Origin of the sequence: Gallibacterium trehalosifermentans (genome assembly GCF_042433055.1) — a bacterium.
GTDB lineage: Bacteria > Pseudomonadota > Gammaproteobacteria > Enterobacterales > Pasteurellaceae > Gallibacterium > Gallibacterium trehalosifermentans.
The window spans coordinates 441246-466398 of the sequence record NZ_JBHLWB010000001.1; the positions used below are offsets into that span (position 1 = coordinate 441246).

Annotated in this window: 18 protein-coding genes and 1 riboswitch; of the genes, 12 read left to right on the top strand and 6 right to left on the bottom strand. The window is 35.0% G+C overall.

The window, feature by feature from the left end; translation table 11 throughout:
* Positions 1–19: 19 nt before the first annotated feature.
* The 4 genes from ACFFHK_RS01930 to purR all read left to right on the top strand — a co-directional run bounded on the left by ACFFHK_RS01930 (position 20) and on the right by purR (position 6718).
* On the top strand, positions 20–1354 hold the full coding sequence (locus tag ACFFHK_RS01930) for a DUF262 domain-containing protein (RefSeq protein WP_382368478.1): 1335 nt from the start codon (positions 20–22) through the stop codon (positions 1352–1354).
* Between the two features lies 1 nt (position 1355).
* Positions 1356–3197 (top strand): DUF262 domain-containing protein, encoded by a 1842-nt coding sequence (locus ACFFHK_RS01935; RefSeq protein ID WP_382368481.1) that lies wholly within the window; start codon positions 1356–1358, stop codon positions 3195–3197.
* Positions 3198–3405: 208 nt separating this feature from the next.
* A complete protein-coding gene (locus ACFFHK_RS01940) occupies positions 3406–5463 on the top strand; it encodes an AAA family ATPase (RefSeq protein ID WP_382368484.1) in 2058 nt (685 codons plus the stop codon).
* A 244-nt stretch (positions 5464–5707) separates the two neighbouring features.
* The gene (gene purR / locus ACFFHK_RS01945) at positions 5708–6718 is read left to right on the top strand and encodes an HTH-type transcriptional repressor PurR (protein ID WP_382368487.1); all 1011 of its coding nucleotides are present in this window, start codon (positions 5708–5710) and stop codon (positions 6716–6718) included.
* Between the two features lie 76 nt (positions 6719–6794).
* Here purR and ACFFHK_RS01950 read toward each other — a convergent pair whose 3' ends face one another.
* On the bottom strand, positions 6795–7406 hold the full coding sequence (locus ACFFHK_RS01950; protein WP_382368490.1) for a riboflavin synthase subunit alpha: 612 nt from the start codon (positions 7404–7406) through the stop codon (positions 6795–6797).
* Positions 7407–7480: 74 nt separating this feature from the next.
* Here ACFFHK_RS01950 and ACFFHK_RS01955 point away from each other — a divergent pair, with 74 nt between their 5' ends.
* Positions 7481–8869, top strand: a complete 1389-nt coding sequence (locus ACFFHK_RS01955; protein ID WP_382368493.1) for an MATE family efflux transporter — start codon at positions 7481–7483, stop codon at positions 8867–8869.
* 14 nt (positions 8870–8883) lie between these two features.
* Positions 8884–9927 carry a Gfo/Idh/MocA family oxidoreductase gene (locus ACFFHK_RS01960; RefSeq protein WP_382368496.1) on the top strand — a complete coding sequence of 348 codons (1044 nt, stop codon included), beginning with the start codon at positions 8884–8886 and terminating at the stop codon, positions 9925–9927.
* A gap of 212 nt (positions 9928–10139) precedes the next feature.
* Here the strand turns inward: ACFFHK_RS01960 and glnD are convergent, their stop codons facing one another.
* The gene (gene glnD, locus ACFFHK_RS01965) at positions 10140–12770 is read right to left on the bottom strand and encodes a bifunctional uridylyltransferase/uridylyl-removing protein GlnD (RefSeq protein ID WP_382368499.1); all 2631 of its coding nucleotides are present in this window, start codon (positions 12768–12770) and stop codon (positions 10140–10142) included.
* A 99-nt stretch (positions 12771–12869) separates the two neighbouring features.
* On the bottom strand, positions 12870–13679 hold the full coding sequence (map, locus tag ACFFHK_RS01970) for a type I methionyl aminopeptidase (protein ID WP_382368502.1): 810 nt from the start codon (positions 13677–13679) through the stop codon (positions 12870–12872).
* A gap of 148 nt (positions 13680–13827) precedes the next feature.
* On the opposite strand from map, the gene erpA reads away from it, so the two are divergent.
* From erpA to ACFFHK_RS01990, 4 genes are all read left to right on the top strand, one after another.
* Complete coding sequence (gene erpA, locus ACFFHK_RS01975) at positions 13828–14172, top strand: iron-sulfur cluster insertion protein ErpA (RefSeq protein WP_382368505.1); 345 nt, start codon at positions 13828–13830, stop codon at positions 14170–14172.
* 63 nt (positions 14173–14235) lie between these two features.
* Positions 14236–14610, top strand: coding sequence for a YacL family protein (locus ACFFHK_RS01980; protein ID WP_382368508.1), 375 nt, complete (start codon positions 14236–14238; stop codon positions 14608–14610).
* Between the two features lie 199 nt (positions 14611–14809).
* Positions 14810–16102, top strand: a complete 1293-nt coding sequence (locus ACFFHK_RS01985) for a serine/threonine transporter (RefSeq protein WP_382368511.1) — start codon at positions 14810–14812, stop codon at positions 16100–16102.
* Between the two features lie 96 nt (positions 16103–16198).
* Positions 16199–17563, top strand: a complete 1365-nt coding sequence (locus tag ACFFHK_RS01990; RefSeq protein WP_382368514.1) for an L-serine ammonia-lyase — start codon at positions 16199–16201, stop codon at positions 17561–17563.
* 44 nt (positions 17564–17607) lie between these two features.
* On the opposite strand, the gene ilvN is transcribed toward ACFFHK_RS01990, so the two are convergent.
* The 3 genes from ilvN to ACFFHK_RS02005 form a co-directional block, all read right to left on the bottom strand.
* Positions 17608–18105, bottom strand: coding sequence for an acetolactate synthase small subunit (gene ilvN, locus ACFFHK_RS01995; RefSeq protein ID WP_382368517.1), 498 nt, complete (start codon positions 18103–18105; stop codon positions 17608–17610).
* A complete protein-coding gene (locus ACFFHK_RS02000) occupies positions 18105–19823 on the bottom strand; it encodes an acetolactate synthase 3 large subunit (RefSeq protein WP_382368520.1) in 1719 nt (572 codons plus the stop codon). The genes ilvN and ACFFHK_RS02000 overlap by 1 nt, the downstream gene beginning before the upstream one ends.
* 212 nt (positions 19824–20035) lie before the next feature.
* Positions 20036–21580: a Na+/H+ antiporter NhaC family protein gene (locus ACFFHK_RS02005; RefSeq protein WP_382368523.1), complete on the bottom strand. Its 1545-nt coding sequence runs from the start codon at positions 21578–21580 to the stop codon at positions 20036–20038.
* 85 nt (positions 21581–21665) lie between these two features.
* A riboswitch (Lysine riboswitch) is annotated at positions 21666–21845 on the bottom strand.
* Between the two features lie 159 nt (positions 21846–22004).
* Here ACFFHK_RS02005 and ACFFHK_RS02010 point away from each other — a divergent pair.
* Together ACFFHK_RS02010 and nrdA are read left to right on the top strand one after the other, a co-directional pair.
* Positions 22005–22415 (top strand): H-NS family histone-like protein, encoded by a 411-nt coding sequence (locus ACFFHK_RS02010; RefSeq protein ID WP_382368526.1) that lies wholly within the window; start codon positions 22005–22007, stop codon positions 22413–22415.
* Between the two features lie 466 nt (positions 22416–22881).
* Positions 22882–25152, top strand: coding sequence for a class 1a ribonucleoside-diphosphate reductase subunit alpha (gene nrdA, locus ACFFHK_RS02015; protein ID WP_382368529.1), 2271 nt, complete (start codon positions 22882–22884; stop codon positions 25150–25152).
* Position 25153: the final 1 nt, after the last annotated feature.

Here is a 25153-nt window from a genome sequence, read left to right on the forward strand (position 1 = left end):
TAGAAAATAGGAAAATAGAATGAGTCAAGAAATTGCAAAAGTCCAAAAAATTGGTGAAATAGTGCAAAAGGAACTATCTATTCCTGATTACCAAAGACCCTATAAATGGACAACAAAAAATATTATCCAATTATTAAATGATCTTTATTTTAATTTTGAAAAAGATAAAAAAGTTTATCGAGTTGGCGCTATTGTTATACATCACGATGAAACTGAAAATAAATATGATATTGTAGATGGACAACAACGGTTAATTAGTTTGTCGTTGATTTTATATTTGTTGAATAATGATAATACCCTACCGTTACTTCAGCAAAATCTTTGCCATAGCATTAGCGCGGATAATTTAATAAAAAATAAAAATGCTGCCGAGCAATTTATTCAAGATAGAGTAAAAGATAAGGCAGAATTTGCTAAATATATTTTGGAGGTATGTGAGTTTGTTTATATCGAATTAACCGATATTGATGAAGCGTTCCAATTTTTTGATGCACAAAACGCAAGGGGGAAATCACTTGCACCCTATGATCTACTTAAAGCATATCATTTAAGAGAATTAGTTGCTGATAAAGCAACTATTTATCAATGTGTAGAAAACTGGGAAAGTGCGGTAAGTGCTGAATTTGCTGATTTAGAACAAGTTATTAGTAAGACATTGTTTCGATTACGCCGTTGGCATAAATATCAATACGCAGAATCGTTTACCAATAAAGAATTAGATATATTTAAAGGGGCTAATGCTAGCGATAATTATCCTTACATTAACCAACAATTGGCTAACCTTGAATTGTATAAGTTTTATCAAACTTATCCTATGTTAGTGCATCGTAGATTTAGCCAACTGAGCTTTCAATCTACCCAGCCTATCATCAATGGTGAATTATTTTTCAGATATATTGAACATTATAGGAAAAATTATATTTTCTTATTTGATCAAAAGAGTGGTTTTTTAAATAATCATGAAATTTTTAATGGGGAATTAACTGAAAAAGGTGGATTATTACATTTTATCGACAGCTACCCAGGCGCTTATCGTGTAGGTGATGGATATATTAAGAACTTATTTCAATGTTTAGTTATGCTTTACTATGATAAATTTGGTCAAGAACATCTTGTTCAAGCGATAGAAAAATGCTTTAAATGGTGCTATCGCATTCGCTTAATGCAAGGACGAGTATTTTATAGAACGATAGAAAATCAGGTTTATGGTGAAAACAGTTTATTTTTTCATCTTATAAAATCTGATAACCCTAGGGAATTTTTAGAATTTATTATTGATAAATATAAGCAAGAATTTGATACAGATAATCATACAGGTTTAGTTACCTTACTAGAATCTGATTTGGAGAAATAAAATGGACAATAATCAAGTAAAGACATTAACAGTCAGTGAGTTGTGTAATGGAGATAAATATATTATACCGATTTATCAACGTAATTATGCTTGGGGTAAAGATGAAATTGAGTTATTAATTCAAGATATTTTAGAGGCTAAATCAAAAAATAACGGCCGTAATTATTATATTGGTAGCCTAGTCGTTGCAAAACGAAAAGATAGTTATGAAGTGATTGATGGACAGCAACGGCTGACAACATTAAAGTTATTATTAAGTTATCATAGTACTAATAAAAATATTAATTTAACCTTTGAACATCGTGATGAATCTAATCACAGTTTGAATAATTTAGGTAAAAATAATCAATATAACAATAGCATAGAAATAGGGTATAAAATTATATTAGATATTTTCAGTGCAAAAAATAATAAAAATAGTTTTAATGAAAATGACTTTTTTCATTTTTTACTAGAAAAAGTTGTGATTTTAAGAACAGAAGTGCCAGAAGATACCGATCTCAATCATTATTTTGAGATTATGAATAATCGAGGAGAACAATTAGAAAAGCATGAAGTGCTAAAAGCTAGATTAATGGATAAACTGACTGACGATGATGATAAAAAACTATTTGCATTAATTTGGGACGCCTGTTCAGATATGTCTGTATATGCAATTATGCGTTTCCCTAAAGACATAAGGATTTCAAAAGAATTTTTTGATAATTCAGTTAATAAAATACCCAATGATTTTGATGAAATGTTGATTGGAATGAATAATAACTCAACACAAGAAGATAGTGATAAAGCGAGTTCACTTAGTAAGATTTTAGATTTATTGAATAGTCATCAAAATAATAAAGTTAAGCAAGCTAATGAAATGTTAGGGCGTTTTAATGCTATTATTGATTTTCCAAATTTTTTAATGATTGTCTATAAGATTTTTTCTAAAAAAGATATTCCATTAAAAAATATTCCATTAAATGATAAATATCTTCTTAATGCGTTTAAATCAATGGATAACCAAGTAGAGATAAAGAAGTTTATAGTTTGCTTACTAAGAACTCGACTTATCTTTGATAGATATATTATTAAATCAAAAGAGGAAGAAGAGCGTTGGATTTTAAATGGTATAAAAAAATATAAAAATGGATCTTTTAGGGAAGTTAATACCTTTGGAACCGCCTTGGAACAACTTAATAATGATGATAATGAAGATGGTGATACAGATGATTTATCTGAAAATCATACTAAAATAGTACAGTTATTATCGATGTTTCATATTTCATTTAGGCAGAAGACCTATAAAAATTGGTTGTTTGATGTTTTAGACGAATTAAATCAATCATTAAAAAATGAATATGATTTAGATGCTAATAAATATATAAATATTTTAGAGCTTTTAGCACATAAATATTATCAAGAAGCATATAAATATTATCAAGATGATGATAGACAGAAATTATTGGAGCAAGGCGGGCAGGCTATACCACACTATATCTTCAATTATTTGGATTATCTGTTATGGAAAGATTGGGATAATATTGGTAAGGATAATATTTTCTTAAGAAAGAATAATTTTGTATTTTCATTATCTCGTAATTCTATTGAACATTATTTACCTCAAAGTAAAAGCGATATGCTTGGTGATGTGAATAATGTAGATAGTTTTGGTAATCTATGTTTGATTTCACATTATCAGAATTCATCATTAAATAATCAAGTACCATTGGGAAAAAGAATGCGTTATGAAAATGGCAGTTTAAAGTGTATTAGTCCTAAACAAGCACTAATGCTTTCTTATGAAACTTGGGGAGAGAAAGAAATTGAAGACCATTATAAAGAAATGATTAAGTATTTTTAAAGAGAACAACAAAGTTGGCAAAAATAGTTTAAAAGCATTGTAGTGGTACACTAATGTATCACTACATTTTCTTACTTTCCAAACCTAAATAACCACATAATCAAAGAAATTTATATTATTTTAAAATATAAATTTCTTTTTTTTACGACGTAAATTGTCGCACTCATAAATATAATGCCTAATGTAAAGTTAGCAAAAGGAATATTTTATGAGTAAATATCAATTAAACCCTTCAACTGTTTCGCTTTATTCTGAAAAAATTATGCTAAAAGCGATATTTGAGCATAATTTATTTTCGGCCTTTTTTCGTAATAACAATTATTGCGATGACGATATAGCATTTGCTATCGGTTTACCCCCAGAAATGGAATCTGATGCTGAGTTAAAACAACAAGCTCGTCAGTTATTAAAGCAACGCTATCAAATTATTTTGGTTCAAAAAGAGGACGCAAAAGGTTGGCAAACTGCATACGAGAATTTGGATAAGCTTGCTGAATTTCTGGAATTAACGACTTGTGAGAAAGCGATAATGAAGTTTGTATTCCATTTACGAGCAGAACGAAATTTTAATAATTTACTGGGCTATTTACCCACGGTAGATTTAAGCCAAGCAGCATCAATTTTAGCTGATTTACTCAATCAGCCGCCGAAAGAGGTAAAGTCTGCACTAACTAAACGAAGTAAATTAACGAGCTATGGTCTGATTGAGCGTAGTTATAAGCCTGATCGACTTCCTGATTACTTAGGTTGGGGGGAGGTTTTAGATTTTGATGATTTTGCCATTTTACCCATTACCGAAAAATTATTAATAGGACAAGCTACTATACCAACACAGCCTTGTACATTAAAACTTGGCCACTATGAACATATTGCTAAAGACAGTGAAATGATAATAAGTTACTTAGAAAATGTGACAAAAATACAGAAAAAGGGTGTCAATATCCTACTCTATGGCGTGGCAGGAACAGGTAAAACCGAATTTGCAGCGCTACTTGCCGAAACATTAAATTTACCTGCTTATACAATGGTAAGCCAAGATAGAGATGGCGATGTACTAAGTGGTAAAACACGTTTAGAAAACTGCCGTTTAGCGCAAAAATTACTGGCAGGCAGAAAAGCCATCATTATTTTTGACGAGGTGGAAGATATTTTTTCAAGTTCCTTAATCGAACGTTCAGTTGCACAAGAGCATAAGGCGTGGGTAAATGACTTTTTGGAAAATAATGCTATTCCAATGATTTGGATATCCAACTCAGTGACTTGTATTGATAATGCTTATTTACGCCGTTTTGATATGGTGTTTGAAATGCCGATGTTACCGAGTAAACATAAAGAACAACTTATTACAGAGCTAGTTGGTGATAAACTTTCTGCTGCTTATATTCAACATTTTGCTCAACATACCGATTTATCACCAGCAGTATTAAATCGTATTTTAAATATAGTAAATGTATTGCCTACAGAAAGCCCGAAAGATTTTGCGGATAAAGCATTAAGAATGTTTAATCAAATGCTCACTTCGCAAGGTTTTAAGAAAATCGAACCGCTTGCTGAAAATAACATTGCCTATAATTTAGACTGGGTGGCGTGTAAAAATAATCTGCATAAAATTAGTGAAGGATTAATTCGTGTAAAAAGAGGACGGATTTGTTGCTATGGCCCACCAGGAACAGGCAAAACGGCGTGGGCAACGTGGCTAGCACAAGAAATGGGGCTGAAACCGTTAATTTGTCAAGGTTCAGATTTATTAAGTATGTATGTCGGTGGTACAGAACAAAATATTGCACGGGCTTTTCAACAGGCGAAAGAGAATAATATGGTGCTGATTTTTGATGAAGTCGATACTTTTTTATTCGCTCGAGAAAATGGACAACGTAGTTGGGAACATAGTCAAGTCAATGAGATGCTAACTCAAATTGAAAAATTTGAAGGCTTGCTTATCGTATCAACTAATTTAATGGATAACCTTGATCCTGCCGCTTTACGCCGTTTTGATCTTAAATTAAATTTTGAGTATTTAGCGCCAGAACAGCGAAAAGATGTGGCTATCCATCAGGTAGAAAAACTCGGTTTAACCCGTTTAAGCCAACAAGAGCTTGCTCAATTTCAGCACTTAGATAATTTAACATTAGGCGATTTTGTGGCGATTGCCCGACGTCATCAGTTTTCCCCATTTGAAACAAGTGCCGAATGGCTCGATGCTTTAGAAAACGAGCTATTACTAAAACCTAAAGTAGATACCCATTTAGAGAAATGGGTACTTTGAGTTAAAAAAAGTAGTTATTCTCTGCATTGAATTTACAATCTAAAGCTAACAATTCATTATAAAAAATGAGTGTTTCCTATTTAGAATATGAACATCTTACACTCAATCTGAAAAGGAAACGCTCATATTTTATGAGAATAAGACGTTGTTATAAAAAAATGTGAACCTAAGCACAAATTTCACAAAAAAGCGCACATTTCCTCTATTTCTCTTTATAATAGCCAAAATTTTTTTGGAGGTTATTATGGCAACAATTAAAGATGTCGCTAAGCTTGCTGGTGTATCAACCACAACCGTTTCTCATGTTATTAATAAAACACGTTTTGTTGCTGAAGATACAACAAAGTTAGTTTGGGAAGCGATTAAGCAATTAAATTACTCGCCTAGCGCTGTTGCTCGTAGTTTAAAAGTAAATACGACAAAATCGATTGGAATGATCATTACTACCAGTGAAACCCCCTATTTTGCAGAAATTGTCCATGCAGTAGAAGAATATTGCTATCAACAAGGTTACTCGCTCTTTCTGTGTAATACGCAAAATAATTTTCAGAAAATTAGTAATCATTTGGATATGTTAGTTAAAAAGCGGGTTGATGGTATTTTGGTAATGTGTTCTGAATATACACAAGATTCTAAAGATCTCTTTGCTCAATTTACCACTTTACCGATTGTTGTTATGGATTGGGGACCAAATAATATCAATTCAAATATGGATTTAATTCAAGATAATAGTTTTGAAGGTGGCTATTTGGCGACCAAACATTTAATTGATTATGGACATAAAAAAATTGGCATTATTGCTGGGGATTTAGCGAAAACAACTGCAAAAACTCGTTATGATGGTTATGTAAAAGCGATGGAAGAGGCTGGATTATCAATTAATCCAGACTGGGTTTTAGAAGGACATTTTGAACCAGAAGATGGGTTTGAATGTATGAATAAAATTCTCATACAAAAAGATCTTCCTACCGCTGTTTTTTGTTGTAATGATGTGATGGCATTAGGGGCAATTTCTGCGATTGGTGAAAAAGGATTATCTGTACCAGAAGATATTTCCATTATCGGTTATGATGATATTCATGCTTCTCGTTTTTATGCACCACCTTTAACAACGGTGCATCAATCAAAAATGCGTTTAGGAATTATGGCAATCGATCTATTAATTGCACGAATGACAGATAAAAATAAAGAACCTGCCCGCATTGAAATGCGTCCAGAATTGATTATTCGTAAATCGGTAAGAAAACTTTCCTAATATAAATAAAGGCAGAAAACCTTTCTGCCTTTAACATTCTTTAATTATTTACTATGTTTTAATGCTATTTCGTACGTTACTTTTGTTGGCTAAGATAGCGTTCTACGGTATCAACAACAGCTTGCGTTTGTGAATCTAGTTCAATATTCACTTTATCGTTGATTTGTTTTTGGCTAATAATGGTACGTTGTAACGTTTCTGGAATTAAATTCACACAAAAAGATTGTTCTTTCACCGCACCAACCGTTAAACTAATGCCATCTACTGCGATATAACCTTTGGTTAAAATATATTTCATCACGGATTTATTTGGTAATCTAAACCAGATCTGGCAGTTATTAGGTGAATAAATGATCTCCTCAACGGTCGCCGTACAATAGATATGCCCTGATAAAAGATGCCCCCCTACTTCATCACCCATTTTCATCGCGCGTTCAACATTAATTTCATCACCCATTTTTAACTCACCAAGATTGGTTACTTTTAACGTTTCTTGCATTAAATCAAAACTAATTAAATCGCTATTAATTGCTGTAACAGTGAGACAAACACCATTATGTGCAACAGAAGCGCCTAATGTCAGCCCAGAAAGTAAATCCTGTGGCATTTTGATAATGTGTGTTCTAAAATTATCTTTCGTTTTAATTTCATGGATTTGAGCTTTACCTTGAATAATTCCTGTAAACATAATATTTCCTTATTAAAATCTGGTCTCTGTTTGCACGAGATAACAAATAAAAAATCACAAATGTCGGACATTCTATGACAAATTGGCAAAGATATAAAACACAAATTATTGAGTTAATCAAGCTTGCCTCTCCTATCTTAATGGCACAAGTGGCGCAAAACTCTATGGGGCTAATTGACACTATTATGGCTGGGCGAGTGAGTGCTAAAGATATGGCAGCAATTTCAGTGGGGGCATCTATCTGGTTTCCATTATTACTATTCGGACAAGGTTTACTTCTCGCCTTACCACCGACAATTTCTTATCTAAATGGATCAGGAAAACGTAAGTTAATTGCTCATCAAGTGCGGCAAGGTATTTGGATTGCGGTTACCATTAGTATTCCTATCTCATTAATCGTTTATAACAGCCATTTTATTATTGATTTAATGAATATGGATTCTGAACTGGCAGCAATTACCAGTGGTTACTTAAAAGTGATGGCGTTCGGTACTTTACCATATTTATTAATGATCAATTTTCGCTGTTTAAATGATGGTATTGCGAAAACCAAACCCGCAATGGTGATTGCCTTTACCTGTTTATTACTCAATATCCCATTAAACTATATCTTTATTTATGGTGCATTAGGTGTTCCTGCTTTTGGGGCTATTGGTTGTGGGATTGCTACCATGATTTTAAACTGGATTGCGTTTTTATTGATTGTTCTCTACTGTTATAAGGTACCAAGTCAGCGAGATTTAAACGTTTTTGCCCAAATTATTGAAAAACCAAATCCTAAAACATTAAGTAAATTGGTGCGATTAGGCTTACCGATTGCGATTTCAATTTGTTGTGAAGTGTTGTTGTTCTGTATTATTTCACTTCTTATTTCACCTTTTGGCGCAGATATTATTGCAAGCCACCAAATTGCACTTAATACCAGCTCGTTTATTTATATGCTCCCCATGTCTATTGCCATGGCAACAACGATCTTAGTCGGACAAAGCTTAGGCGCAGGTAAAACATTACAAGCAAAACAGTTTACTTATTGCGCTTTGAGTTTAGGGTTATTCATTACGCTTTTCACAGCAACAATTACTCTGCTCTTTAGACACCATATTGCGAGTATTTTTGTGAATGATCCTACTGTCATTATGATGGCGTCCACGTTGTTAATGTTTGCAGCGATTTATCAATTTTCTGATACTATACAAAGCATTATTGGCGGGGCATTACGTGGCTATAAAGATACAAAATCCGTACTATGGATTTCATTATTCGGTTATTGGCTAGTTGGAATGCCTGTTGGTTATATTTTAGGGTTAACTGACTGGATTGTGCCGCATATGGTTGCTAAAGGGTTTTGGATTGGTTTTGTGGTCTGCTTAACCGTTTCCGCTTGTTTATTACTATATCGTTTACGGCAAATTCAACGTTTACCCGATGATATTTTATTCTCCAAACTCGAAAAAATTAAATAAAGGAGCATTAATTTATGTCGCAAATTATTCGTGTTGGGATTGCTGGTTTTGGTATGTCCGCTAATGTTTTTCATTTGCCATTTTTGCTGCATGATTCTCGTTTTAAAGTCGTTAAAATTTTTGCTCGTAGTAGCAATAACGTAGCGACAAAATATCCGACTATCCAAACCGTTCGTCAGTTTGCAGAACTTTTAACAGATGATATTGATTTAGTCGTTATTACCACGCCAAATTTAACCCATTATACGATGGCGAAGCAGGCGATTTTAGCGGGTAAACACGTTATTGTTGAAAAACCATTGAGTGTAACTGCTGCTGAAGCTGAAGAATTAGCCGCGTTAGCCGAAAAACAACAAGTAAAACTCTCTGTTTATCAAAATCGCCGTTGGGATAATGGGATTTTAACGGTGAAGCAGATTTTAGCGAGTCAATTATTAGGTGATATTGTCGATTATGAATTACATCATGATCGTTATACACAGGCTAAAAATAGTAAAGCTTGGAAAGAAACGGGGGAACGTGGTGTTGGCTTAGTTTATGACTTAGGTGTACATCTTATTGATCATGCTGTGCATCTATTTGGTTTACCTGACGCCTTATTTGCAGATATTCGTTATCAACACCCAAATGTATTAAGTGAAGATAATTTCCAAATTTATTTATACTATCCTGATAAAAAAGTAACCCTTTCTTCTAGTAAATATGTGCGTGAACAGGGTCCAACGATTGCTATCCATGGTACATTGGGTTCCTATTTGAAATATGGTGTTGATAATCAAGAAGCTTTATTAATGGCTGGTGTTATTCCTCAAGGCGAGTGGAATAAAGAAGAAAAAGAACACTGGGGTATTTTAAATACCGAAGTAAATGGCGTACATATTCGCACTGCCCTAGAAACGGTATCTGGAAACTATCAAGCATATTACGATAATATTTATGCAGCGTTAACTGCCGATGAACCACTCCAAGTAACCGCACATCAAGCAGCAAAAGTATTAGCGCTAATTGAAAAAGTTTATCAAAGTGCCGAAACAGGACAAAAAATCGCAATAAAATAAAAGCAACTATTTGTTTTTAAAAGAGAAAAAAATAATTTCTCAAATAAATTCAATTTTTTTGAAAATTTTTGAACTTTCTCTTTTCTTGTTGGTCTTAGTAATCGCTAGTGCCTACAAATGCGTGAGCAAATGTTTTTTTATTTTATTCATTGAAACCTCTCCCCTGCCTTTTTGGCAGGGGTTTTTCTTTATATTAGCAGCAAAGAATATCGCTATTGTAAGCTAGACTCTAACTTTAACTGTAATAGGCGGCGCTCCTCAGTGGTTAAAGAAATACCTTTTTGATTCATTAAAATAAAGAAATCCTCAGCCTTCTCACCATTAGTCGTAATTTTGGCATTCATTAAACTTAATTGCTGTTCAGTAAAAATATCACTGATCATCGCCAACAAACCTGCACGATCTTTGGTGATTAATTCCAATTCCGTTTGTTCTGCTTTTTCCGTATTTAAAAATCGAACTTCTAATGGCACATTAAAATGCTGCAATTTACTACTACGACGTGCGGCAGCCGTTGGGACGCGTTTTTCACCTGTTAATACGGCTTTTAGCACTTGTGAAATTTCATCTCGGCGAGGTTTACGTAAGGCACTACCATCTGCTTCTGTTACAATAAAGCTATCAAACACCTCTCCACTTGCTGCAGTAATAATTTGTGCATCATGAATACTTAAATTTTTTGCGTCAAGGGTACGCACTACTTTGTTAAAGAGTTGCGGCTGGTCTGTACAATAAATAAAAATTTCAGTGGCTCCACGTGAAAATCGACTACTGACCAGTACCACCACCTCATTAGCTAAATTGTCAATCTGACATAAATATTCAGCATGCCAAGCCAGTTGTTTAGAGGTATTGCGCAGGAAATACTCTTCTGGACAGCGTTGCCAGAGCTTATTCACATCATTTACCTTAATCTGATATTTTTCCAGCTTGGTCTGCATAAGATCCAATGCTTTGATCCGATTTTGCAAAATTTGAATACTGTAATCTAACGGAACGGAAATTCCCTGTGCTAGTTGCTGTTTCGTATAATGATAAAGCGTTGCTAATAAAGTGCGCTTCCAGCTATTCCATAACGTTTCATTGGTAGCACAAATATCCGCGACGGTTAAACATAAGAGATAATCTAAACGGGTTTTGTTATTCACGACTTTAGCAAAGCGACTAATTTCTGCTGGATCATGAATATCACGGCGTTGTGCAACAATCGACATTTGTAGATGGGATAATACAAGCCAAGCCATAAATTCCGCATCTTGCTCACTAAATCCATGCAAAATAGCAAAATCATACATATCAATCGCCCCTAATTCTGCATGATCACCAGAACGTCCTTTAGCAATATCATGAAACAGTGCCGCTAAATAAAGCTGTGGTCGCTGGGTTAATGTTGGGTAGATCTGATAACAAAGCGGGTGAGTTTCTGCAACATCTGCTTTTGCAAAACTTTCTAATTTTAATAAGAGACGGATAGTGTGTTCATCTACAGTATAAGCATGGAAGAGGTCAAATTGCATTAAGCCAACAATGTGCTTCCACTCTCGCAAGTAGGTCTTTAACACGCCATAACGGTGCATTGGTGCAATCGCTCGAGTGATTGCCTGTGGTTGTTTGAAAATTTGCATAAAGTAATCTCGTGCTTGTGCATTTTGACTGAGATACCCTTGAAAATTCAGTAATGCTAAACGTAGTTGGCGCAAGGTACTAGAATGAATGTAACTTTGAGGATAGCGACATAGTTGTAAAAATAACTCCACCATCGTTTCTGGCTGGCGATTAAAAATATCGTTACATTGTAACTGAATGCTGTTATTTACTAAGCAAAATGCTGGACTAATTACTACTTTTTCTGCTGTTTTGCTACAACTTGGAGATAGAAATTGTTCTTGGTAATCCTGCATCAAGACTTCACTTAATTGAATGATCTGTTGAGAATTACGGAAATAGGCTTTCATCATCGTTTCAACGGCTTGATTCCCTACCCCTTGATATCCCAACATTTCACTAATTTTTAACTGACGCTCAAATAACAAGCGATTATCATAGCGTTTAATCACTAAATGCAGTGCGTAACGCATTTTAAACAGGAAGGTTTGGCTATCGAATAAGGCTTGATACTCTTCTGGGTAAATGAAACCATATGCTAATAAATCATTAAGGTTTTTCGCTTGAAAATGCCGCCAAGCAATCCAATACAGTAAATGCAGATCGCGTAAACCACCAGGACTATATTTGATATCGGGTTCTAAGTTATAGCCTGTATTATGATAGCGTTGGTAACGCTCATTTTTTTCTGCTTGTTTAGCCACGAAAAAATCTTTGCTTGACCAAAAGTCATCTTGATAAATATATTGTGTCAGTTGTTTAAATAATGCTTGATTGCCTACTAAGAAGCGAGATTCTAATAGGTTAGTTGCAATACTAATATCATTTTTCCCCTCTTCCAGACATTGTGGCAAGGTACGAATACTGTGTCCAACTGTAAAATGACAATCCCACAAGAATTGTACAAACTCTGCAACTTTTTGTTCTACTTCTGTTGTTAATGGTTCAGAGGATAAAATTAAAAAATCGAGATCAGAAAGCGGAAACATCTCTTCTCTACCATAGCCACCAACAGCAATTAAACTGAGCGTTGGTTGTTGATCAAAGGCAAAATGTTTCCATAAAGCCAGTAATAGTTGATCGCAAAGTTGGCTACGTTGTTTAATTAATTGATAAATATCGATATGTTTGGAAAATGCTTGCGCTTCTTTCTCTTTTAACTGATTAAATAATTGGCGGATTTCAGTAGGTATGAGATGTTTACTGTCTAAAGCAGGTAAAGTAAATTGTGTTTGCATAATATTCCTGTTGTAGATGTTTTTTAATCCAATTAATTGATATTTTTATAATAAAAAAGCGACTTTTTCTTCACCGTTAAAGTCGCTTTTTTCTGGCAATTAGTTATTCACCATTATTCGTTGGATACGTCCTATTTCCTCGTCTCGGATAGTTAACACCTCACAGCCATTTTCGGTTACCACAATTTGATGCTCATATTGTGCGGAATGGCTGCGATCTTTAGTTTTCACCGTCCACCCATCGCCCATTAAACGAATTTCTTTTTTACCTGCATTGATCATCGGTTCAATCGTAAATACCATACCAGGTTGTAAAACCACACCACCATCATCAGCATAATAATGCAACACTTGTGGATCGCAATGGAATTCCGTTCCTACACCATGCCCGCAATATTCACGCACGATTGAAAAACCTTGTTTTTCAGCATATTGTTGTATGACCCGCCCAATTTCATTCAAACGAATACCAGGTTTCACCGTGCGCAATGCCAAATAAAGCGCCTCTTGTGTAACTTCACATAATTTTTTACTACGAATTGGTGCTTCACCAACAATGTACATTTTTGAATTATCACCAAAATAGCCATCTTTAATCACAGTAACATCAATATTTAAAATATCACCCTCTTTTAGCTTTTTATCATCACTAGGAATACCATGACAGACAACTTCATTGATTGAGATACAAACAGACTTTGGAAAACCATGATAATTTAAACAAGCAGGAATGGCTTTTTGTTCATTTACAATATAATCATGACAAATACGATCTAACTCGCCAGTAGTTACACCAGCTTTTACATAAGGTTCAATCATTACTAATACATCTGAAGCTAATTTACAAGCCACTCTTAACTTTTCAATTTCTTCTGCTGTTCTTAATGGAATAGCCATTTTTTTCTCCAATTTTGTTCTTGTTTTAAGCGCAATATAATAACACTATTTACTATCTAATGAAAAAAACCTTTCTAGGAAATTGTTGAACGATTTACTCGGTTATTAGATAATAGCCTAATTAATTTTTTTGGGTTTATGACTAGGAGTTTTAAAATACATGAAGGAAGAAATATCCGTTCCTCTTACCTTTACTGATGCGGCTGCAAATAAAGTAAAAAGTCTCATCGAAGGAGAAGACAATCCTAATTTAAAATTACGAGTGTATATTACTGGTGGTGGTTGTAGTGGTTTTCAATATGGATTTACCTTTGATGAAAATGTAAATGAGGGTGATTTAACAGTTGATAATGCAGGTGTTACCCTCGTTGTTGACCCAATGAGCTTACAATATTTAATTGGCGGTACTGTCGATTATACCGAGGGGTTAGAGGGTTCTCGTTTTATCGTTGATAACCCAAATGCAACAACGACTTGTGGTTGTGGCTCTTCTTTCAGTATCTAAACCGATAAGGCTATCATTAGATAGCCTTTCTTTTTTAAAAAATTCACAATGAGAGGTGGCAAGATGGAATTCCAATTTTATCGCATTGATCGACAAACGGTAAATGTCAGCTGTTCAATGGAGCATGAAGCGGTTGCTCGTTGGGCAAATAGCGAAATTCAAGGTAATGTCGTCAAAATTGAACAACTCCTTGCCGTTATTGAACAATCTCGTCTTCAATCTCATACCGTAGATAAGATTATTACTGGTAAAGAATTTTCATTACACATTAATGCTGATGAAATAATGGTCAAAGCAAATGTTCTTTTTGATGAAGCAAATACTGAAGACATTTTAGAAGATGATTTACAGTTCTATGACGAAGAAAATATTGCTTTATGTGGTATAGAAGATTTTGTGCATTTTTTAGAAGCGTATCGTCAATTTATTCAAGAGTAATAAATAACTGATAATTTGCTTTATTTTTAAGCACTTATATTGCATAAATGTAACGTGATTAATTTTTTTCTGCGATTACGATCACATTATTGAACATTGATTGCCTTTTGATTTTGAAGTCTTGTATTCATTTAACTATTATAGCGCCGCCCTCAAAGGGCTTTATAAAAATATAAATTAAATTTAAAAAGGTGTGTGTATGTTAAATGAGCAAACTGTAAAGGAATCTGTATGTCCTATAACAAAAAGATCTAACCATTGGAATAAATTTGATATTGCTTGGGTACTTAATCTATTCGGTACTGCAGTGGGCGCAGGTGTTTTATTTCTTCCTATTAATGCAGGCAAAGGTGGTTTTTGGCCTTTGGTCATTATGACAATTATTGTTGGTCCGATGACTTATCTAGCACATCGAGGATTAGCAAGATTTGTTCTCTCTTCATCTAAATCGGGTAGTGATATTACTGAAGTAGTAGAAGAACACTTTGGCAAAACAGCTGGAAAATTAATTACCCTATTATATTTCTTTGCGATTTTCCCAATTCTACTCATCTATGGTAATGGTATTACTAATACTGTTGATTCTTTTCTTGTCAATCAATTACAAATGCCTTCGCCGCCACGTTTCTTACTTTCATTGATCCTTATTGGAAGCTTAATTGGTATTTTCTTATTAGGTGAAAAAGTCGTATTAAAAGTAACTGAATGGCTAGTTTTTCCACTCGTTTTTATTCTATTTGCCTTATCGGTTTATCTTATTCCAGAATGGAATACTAGTATGTTACAAGAAGTACCAACTGCAAAAGAATTTCTCTTAACGCTTTGGATCACAATTCCAGTTCTTGTTTTTTCATTCAATCATTCTCCAGCAATTTCTTCTTTTGTATTATCACAACAGCGTCAATACAAAGTTGCGGATATTGCAGAATATCATGCAAGCAAGACCTTAAAAGGCACAGCAACTATTTTATTATTGTTTGTTATGTTCTTTGTTTTCAGCTGTGTATTAACTTTAACACCAGAAGATCTTGCATTAGCAAAAGAACAGAATATTGCCATTTTATCTTTCTTAGCGAATAAATTTGATAATCCATATATCTCTTATTTAGGCCCATTAGTTGCCTTTTTAGCTATCACCAGCTCATTCTTTGGGCACTATATGGGAGCACGTGAAGGTTTATTAGGTTTATATTTAAAATTGAAAGGTGAAAAATCATCACAAGTCAATGCAAATTCACGCCATTTAAACCTTGTCGCAGCACTATTTTTCCTACTCTCTTTATGGGGTGTTGCTATTATTAACCCAAGCATTTTAGGGTTAATTGAATCGCTTGGTGGACCGATTATTGCAATGATTCTCTTTATTATGCCAATGTACGCGATCAGACATATCCCAGCAATGCAACGCTATCGTGGCAGATGGAGTAATGTGTTTGTCGTCATTATGGGATTCGTCGCAATTTCTAATATTATTTATAACCTTATTGCTTAACGAAAGTACCAATTTTCGTTAAAATTTATCTCCCTGCCTTAGGTATGTTACCTAAGGCATCTTTTATAACGAATAATAATAAATTTGTGAGTATTTATGATTAGTGTGTTTGAAATGTACAAAATTGGCATTGGACCATCTAGTTCACATACAGTTGGACCAATGAAAGCGGGAAAACAATTTATTGATCAATTAATCGCTGATAATCAATTAATGCAAGTTACTCATTTACATATTGATGTATATGGTTCACTTTCTATGACAGGCCGTGGGCATAACACCGATATTGCAATTATTATGGGGCTTGCAGGTTATCTACCTGATAATGTAGATATTGACCAAATTCCCGTTTTTATTGAACAATTAAAGCAACAAAAACAGTTTCCTTTAGCCCTAGCGACGCATACTATTCCATTTGATTTCTATCAAGATATGGAATTTCATTCAACATTTTTGCCATTACACGAAAACGGCATGACGATTAGCGCCTATCATCAAGAGCAATTATTAAAACGTGAGACCTACTACTCTATTGGTGGTGGATTTATTGTTGATGAAGCGCATTTTCATCAACAACAGGCTAGTGAAAGTAATGTACCATTTCCATATCAAAATGCGGCAGATCTTATTCATCATTGCCGTGAAAATGGTTTAGCGATTTCTGGTGTGATGTTACGCAATGAACGCGCTTTACATAGCAAAGAAGCGTTAAATACACATTTGAGCAAAGTTTGGCAAACGATGGAAGCCTGTATCCAGCACGGTTTATACACAGATGGTTTACTACCTGGTCCATTGAAAGTACCTCGTCGTGCAGCAAGTTTACGCCGTCTATTAGAAGCCAATAATTCCCTCTCCAGCGATCCAATGAAAGTCATTGATTGGATTAATATGTATGCGTTGGCAGTCAATGAAGAAAATGCGGCTGGTGGTCGCGTGGTTACAGCGCCAACCAATGGCGCTTGTGGCATTGTACCAGCGGTACTCGCTTATTATCAAAAATTTATCGCCCCAATTACAGATGAGGTGCGTGATTGTTATTTATTAACCACCAGTGCGATCGGCTCATTATATAAAATGAATGCCTCTATTTCAGGCGCGGAAGTCGGTTGTCAAGGAGAGGTAGGTGTGGCTTGTTCCATGGCAGCAGCTGGGTTAACTGAAATTATGGGCGGCACGCCTGAACAAGTATGTATGGCTGCGGAAATTGCAATGGAACATAATCTAGGCTTAACTTGTGATCCTGTTGGTGGGCAAGTCCAAGTGCCTTGTATTGAACGTAATGCGATTGCTGCCGTAAAAGCGATCAATGCAAGTCGCATGGCGTTACGTCGTAACACACAACCTCGCGTTACGCTTGATAAAGTAATTGAAACCATGTACGAAACGGGCAAAGATATGAATGCCAAATATCGTGAAACTTCACAAGGCGGATTAGCGATAAAAGTAATTTGTAATTAAAAATTAAGGGAGCAAACAGTTGCTCCCTTCTCTTTTCTTAATGCTTAAGATAATAAACAGTTTTTCTCTCCTCGAGAAAGGCTAATTAACCCAGAACGAGCTACTTCTATAATCGTCGTCTGCTCTTTAACCGCACGAATAAAGGCATTCACTTTTTCGCTATCTCCGCTCAACTGAACTGTATACGTTTTTGGCGTAATATCGACAATTTGCCCACGATAAATATCTGCCATACGCTTAATTTCCTCTCGAATTTGTCCTTGTGCTTTAATTTTGATAAGCAGAATTTCACGTTCAACGTGCTCCACATCACTTAAATTAATCACGCGATAAACATCAATTAATTTATGCAGTTGCTTTTCAATTTGTTCGAGAACTTGTTCATCGCCATAGGCTTCAATCGTCATACGAGAAAGTGTTGGATCATCTGTTGGTGCCACGGTCAAACTTTCGATATTAAATGCTCGTTGTGAAAATAATCCGATAACTCGTGATAATGCTCCAGATTCATTTTCTAATAATACTGATAAAATTCTACGCATTATGATCTCTCCGTTCTGCTTAAATACATTTCATTCATTGCTCCACCACGCACTTGCATTGGATAAACGTGTTCTGTCTCATCTACCTTAATATCGACAAATACCACTTGATCTTTCATGGCTAAGGCTTGTGCTAATTTTTCCTCTAACTCTGCTGGTGAATTGATTTGTATACCAACGTGTCCATAGGCTTCGGCTAATTTGACAAAATCGGGCAATGAATCCATATAAGATTGCGAATGGCGTCCCGCATAAATAATATCTTGCCACTGTTTCACCATGCCTAAGAAACGGTTATTCAAACTGACAATCACAATCGGAATGCCATACTGCTTCGCGGTTGATAATTCTTGAATATTCATTTGAATACTGCCATCACCCGTTATACAAACCACCGTAGCGTCTGGGTGTGCTAATTTCACACCTAATGCCGCAGGTAAACCAAAGCCCATCGTACCTAACCCACCAGAATTAATCCATTGACGCGGTTTAGCAAATGGATAATGCAAGGCTGCAAACATTTGATGCTGTCCGACATCAGAAGCAATATAGGCTTCCCCTTTTGTTAAACGATAAAGGGTTTCTACGACTTGTTGTGGTTTAATCACCTCATTATTTGTTGCATAAGTTAGACATTTTTTTTCTTGCCATTGGCGAATTTGTTGCCACCACTCTGCTAATTGTTGTTGTGCTTTTGCAATATCTTCATTAGTGAGTAACGCCAAGAATTCATCTAACACCATTTGCGCATCACCAACGATAGGAATATTAGCAATCACATTTTTTGAAATCGAGGTTGGATCTATATCAATGTGAATAATTTGAGCATTTGGACAATACTTATCGAGATTATTGGTTGTACGATCATCAAAACGTACGCCAAGACCAATGATTAAATCACTATTGTGCATCGCATTATTGGCTTCATAAGTTCCATGCATTCCTAACATGCCTAAAAATTGCGGATCTTGCCCAGGAAATCCCCCAAGTCCCATTAATGACGCAGTTACAGGAAGATTTAATTGCTGAGCAAATTTTGTTACTTTTTCGGCACAATTTGCTGTAATCACGCCCCCACCAATAAATAAGACTGGGCGTTTGGCAATTTGAATTGCTTTCAGTGCTTTTTTAATCTGTCCTTTATGACCTTGTAAGGTTGGATTATAAGAACGTAAATGCACTTCTTCTGGATAACTATAATTATATTTAATACTTGGGTTTAAAATATCTTTTGGTAAATCAATCACCACTGGACCAGGGCGACCAGTTGAAGCAATATAAAAGGCTTTTTTCATTACCATTGGAATATCTTCTGCATTTTTGACTAAAAAGCTATGCTTCACGACTGGACGTGAAATACCAACCATATCGCATTCTTGGAATGCATCGCTACCAATGAGGTTTCCCATAACCTGACCTGATAAAACAACTAAAGGGACAGAATCCATATAAGCTGTCGCAATTCCCGTAATTGTATTGGTAGCGCCAGGACCTGAAGTAATCAATACACACCCGACTTTCCCTGTGGAGCGAGCATAGCCATCAGCCATATGCACTGCACCTTGTTCATGACGCACAAGAATATGTTCTATCCCGCCAAGGGTATGAATAGCATCATAGATATCAAGCACCGACCCACCAGGATAGCCAAATAAATATTCCACACCTTGATCGCGTAACGACTGCACCACCATTTCGGCGCCAGATAATTTTTTCATTTTTTCCTCTCTCATCGATTACTAACTACATTGCTTGTTAGTTTTACTGCAACTTAGTTCTCTTGTCTATAGTAATTTTTTAGATAATTTCATAATTATTTGGCATTTAATACTAAAAATACACCCTTTTTCAATACAAAGTAAAAATTTATTGATAAAAAATAAAAAAAATACGGCAATAAGCCGTATTTTATAAAATTAAATTTTTTTCTTTAATTATTGCTAAAATTTGCTCGACGTGATCTAAAAATGAAAAATAAGAACGCCAAAATACCTGCCGTGGTTACAAAACCTAACATTGCAGAGCCAGTAAATCCTAAACAAATAAAACCAATAAATGATGCAACGGCAACCATCACAGCATAAGGTAATTGCGTATTGACGTGATCAATATGATTACACGCTGCGCCAGTAGACGATAAAATAGTCGTATCTGACACAGGTGAACAGTGATCACCACATACAGCCCCCGCCATAACAGCTGATAAGCAAGGAAGCATTAAACTAGGATCTGCATTGGCTGCCATCGCTGCGGCGATTGGTAACATAATACCAAATGTTCCCCAGCTAGTTCCTGTTGAAAATGCCATCACAATCGCTAATAAGAATAATAATGCAGGTAATAGTTGTGTCATCATATTGCCACTTACTAGGCTCGCTAAATATTTTCCAGTGTGAACATCTCCTACAATCGTATTGATGGTCCATGCAAAACATAGAATGGTAATTGCACCTAGCATTGATTTAAATCCTACCAAAATGGCTTGAATATAGTGTGCAAAATTGATGCGGCCAAAAACAAATAATGATGCAACAATAAACGCAGCGCAACTCCCCACAACCAACGAAATACCAACCGTTGTATTTTCAAATGCGCCTAAAACAGAAAAAGCTTGCCCGTCCGCAATTAATGCTTCATAACCAGTATACATCATCATCGAAACGGTGCTAATAATTAAGACAAGGATAGGAATAATTAACCCACCTACACTGCCGTTATCACTGCTTTCAACTTCACTCTTCTCATTATGCAGTTGCGCATTCATTGCTTGTTGTTCATGGCGAGCCATTAAACCAAGATCAAAAGAAAAATAAGCAACAAAGAAAACACTAAACAATGCAAAAAGCGCATAATAGTTCATTGCACTCATTGCCACGAAAGCACTCATTGGGGAATAACCCGTAATCGCATGAGTTGTTAATAACCCTGCGACTAAGGTCATAATATACGCACCCCAACTAGAAATTGGCATTAATACACACATTGGCGCAGCTGTTGAGTCTAGAATATACGCTAATTTTGCCCGAGAAACTTGGAATTTATCGGTAACTGGACGTGCAATAGCTCCAACCGCTAAACTATGAAAATAGTCATCAATAAAAGTAAAAAAGACTAGACAAGCCGTCAATAATTTTGCCCCACGTCTACCTTTAATATGTTTTTGCGCCCATGCAGCAAAGGCTTGATTACTACCTGATACCGTTAATAAGGAAGTTAAAGCGCCCAACATTAATAAGAAAATAATAATATTTAAATTATTATGATTAAGTCCTTCTTCACTATAAACTAAAGAAAAAACACTATTTTTAATATATATTGCGGCATTTAATGGACTAGCAGCCGTTAACATTAATGCCCCAACAATAATTCCCACACTTAAAGATAATAAAACACGACGTGTAATCATCGCTAATGTTAAAGCTAATAATGGCGGTACAATCGACCAAATAGAAGAAGAATAATCAACAAGTTCCATACGCTAACCTAAAAATAAAAGAAAGAGTCTAGCGAGTTATTTAGCGAAGAACGTTCACAAAAGGAGGGATAAATGATTAACCACCCTAACTCGTAGCACTCCATAGTTACACAAAATAATTACTATGACAGTATCGTCCCTTTCGGTAACGATCCCAACCAATTAAGATGACGCTTAATTGATTTCGGCGGTTATTCCTTTCCCTTCTTATCAACGCAGTCAGCTCAAAGAAGATACTTATAATAATCGCACCTCTACATCAGGTGGCTAAAAGATACAACAAGTAATAAAAAAAGCAAGTTTTTTAAATTAAAATTTAATTGAATATTAATATTACTATTTACTTTTAAATTATTTTCATTAAAATTATTAAGTATTTTTTATTAACAATAGACTTAATGTGGCATTGCTGAGGAGATTATTAATGGAAGAGTTATTAAAAACATTAAATAATATTCGTTCTTTACGTGTTTTAGCAAAAGAAATATCTTTAGAACAACTAGAAACTATTTTTAAAAAATTTGAGCTTGTTGTACAAGAAAGACGATTAGAAGAAGAAGCCCAACAACAAGAATTAGCTGCTCATAAAGAAAAAATTGAAAAATATAAAGAATTATTAAAATCAGAAGGTATTTCACCAGAAGAATTATTTGAAGTGATGAATTTCCACCGTTTTAATCCATCACAACATAAAAGACGCCCACCTCGTCCAGCAAAATATCGTTATATTGATTCAGATGGTTCAGAAAAAACTTGGACTGGTCAAGGTAGAACACCAAAAGCTATTCAAATGCAACTTGATAAAGGTGTAAGTTTAGAAAGTTTTGAAATTTAATTAAAATATAATTTTTTATATAGAACCTATTCAATATTATTTGAATAGGTTTTTTTATGATTTATATTTTTATATCAACCATTATTAAATTGAATATGCCCCATAGAATATAACAATATGTGCTTCAAAGGCTTTCCCCTTTCCCCTTTCCCCTTTCCCCTCATTTTAGTATAGATTTCAAATGCAATATTGACAGGTATCCATTCATCATCATAGTAAAAAATCATAACTCATTGATTTAATTTGCAATTTAAAAAATTAACGCCTAATTTTTTGCCATTGCAGAGTTTTTAAACTATTAAACAGATCAAATGCTTCAGAAACCTTTTGTAAATTAATAAGTTATTTTTTGTCAATTAGCTATCACTCATTCTCTGCATATTTTTCTACTTGAGTTTTTGCTGAAACACATTATATTGGTGCGAAAATTTTGAGAGATACTATATATTGTGTTAAGGTGTTTTTAATGAATACATCACTACGAGTTACCAAGCGAGATGGGCGTTTAGAACCAATTAACTTAGATAAAATCCATCGTGTGATTACTTGGGCAGCAGAAGGCTTAGAGAATGTGTCTGTTTCACAAGTAGAATTACGTTCACATATCCAATTCTATGAAGGGATCAAAACCTCTGATATCCACGAAACGATTATTAAATCAGCCGCAGATTTAATCAGTAAGGATACCCCTGACTATCAATACCTCGCTGCTCGTTTAGCAATCTTCCATTTACGCAAAAAAGCTTTTGGACATTTTGAGCCACCTCGCCTATATGAACAAGTAAAACGTCTTGTGCGTATGGGAAAATATGATCCCTCATTACTCACTGATTACACTCGTGAAGAATGGGACGAGATGGATACCTATCTTGATCATTGGCGAGATATGACCTTTTCTTATGCAGCAGTAAAACAATTAGAAGGTAAATATTTGGTACAAAACCGAGTAACGGGTGAAATCTATGAATCTGCACAATTTTTATATATTTTGGTTGCAGCTTGTTTATTCGTAAACTATCCAAAAGAAACGCGTTTAAACTACATCAAACGTTTCTATGATGCCACTTCAACATTTAAAATCTCATTGCCAACACCAATTATGGCGGGGGTTCGTACCCCAACCCGCCAATTTAGTTCTTGCGTACTCATTGAATGTGATGACAGCTTAGATTCTATTAATGCGACTTCAGCAGCAATCGTAAAATATGTTTCTCAACGTGCAGGCATTGGTGTGAATGCTGGTGCAATTCGTGCGTTAGGTAGTCCAATTCGTAATGGCGAAGCATTCCATACAGGTTGTATTCCATTCTACAAACACTTCCAAACAGCCGTAAAATCTTGCTCACAAGGTGGCGTTCGAGGTGGTGCTGCCACCGTTTATTATCCAATTTGGCATTTAGAGGTGGAAAGTTTATTAGTCTTAAAAAATAACCGTGGCGTGGAAGATAACCGTGTACGCCATATGGATTATGGGGTACAAATTAATAAACTTATGTATCAACGCTTAATTAAAGGTGGCGATATTACTTTATTTAGCCCATCAGATGTGCCAGGACTCTACGCAGCATTCTTTGCTAATCAGGAAAAATTTGAGCAGCTCTATTTGCAATATGAACAAGATCCAAACATTCGCAAACGTTCCGTAAAAGCGGTAGAGTTATTCTCTTTATTAATGCAGGAACGTGCGTCAACAGGGCGTATTTATATCCAAAATGTGGATCACTGCAATACGCACTCACCATTTGATCCTGAAGTAGCGCCAGTACGTCAATCTAACCTCTGTTTAGAGATCGCATTACCGACTAAACCACTACAACATATTCATGATGAAAATGGCGAAATTGCCTTATGTACCCTTTCAGCGTTTAACTTAGGTGCCATTGATAATCTTGATGAGTTAGAAGATTTAGCTGATTTAGCGGTACGAGCTTTAGATGCGCTGCTCGATTATCAAAATTATCCAATTAAAGCAGCACAAATTGGTTCAATGGGTCGCCGTTCGTTGGGTATTGGGGTAATTAACTATGCTTATTATCTAGCGAAAAATGGTGTACGTTATTCTGACGGCTCTGCTAATGATTTAACGCACCGTACTTTTGAAGCAATCCAATATTATTTATTAAAAGCATCAAATCGCTTAGCAAAAGAGTTTGGTCCTTGCAAATTCTTTAACGAAACGACTTATGCAAAAGGTATTTTACCAATTGATACTTATAAGAAAGATGTCGATCAACTCACCAAAGAACCGTTGCATTATGATTGGGAAAGCTTACGTAAAGAAATTAAAGAATTCGGCTTGCGTAATTCAACACTGACAGCATTAATGCCATCTGAAACATCATCACAAATTTCTAATGCAACCAATGGTATTGAACCACCTCGAGGTTATATCAGCATTAAAGCTTCAAAAGACGGTATTCTACGTCAAGTTGTCCCTGATTATGAAAACCTTAGTGATCGTTATGAATTACTCTGGGATATTCCTGGTAATGATGGTTACTTACATTTAGTTGCAATTATGCAAAAATTTGTGGATCAAGCAATTTCAGCTAATACCAATTACGATCCACAACGTTTCGAAGATGGTAAAGTCCCAATGAAGCAGTTATTAAAAGACTTATTAACCGCTTATAAATATGGTTTAAAAACGCTTTACTATCAAAATACTCGTGATGGCGCTGAAGATAGTCAAGAAGATCTTGATGATGGCTGTGCTGGTGGCGCATGTAAAATCTAAT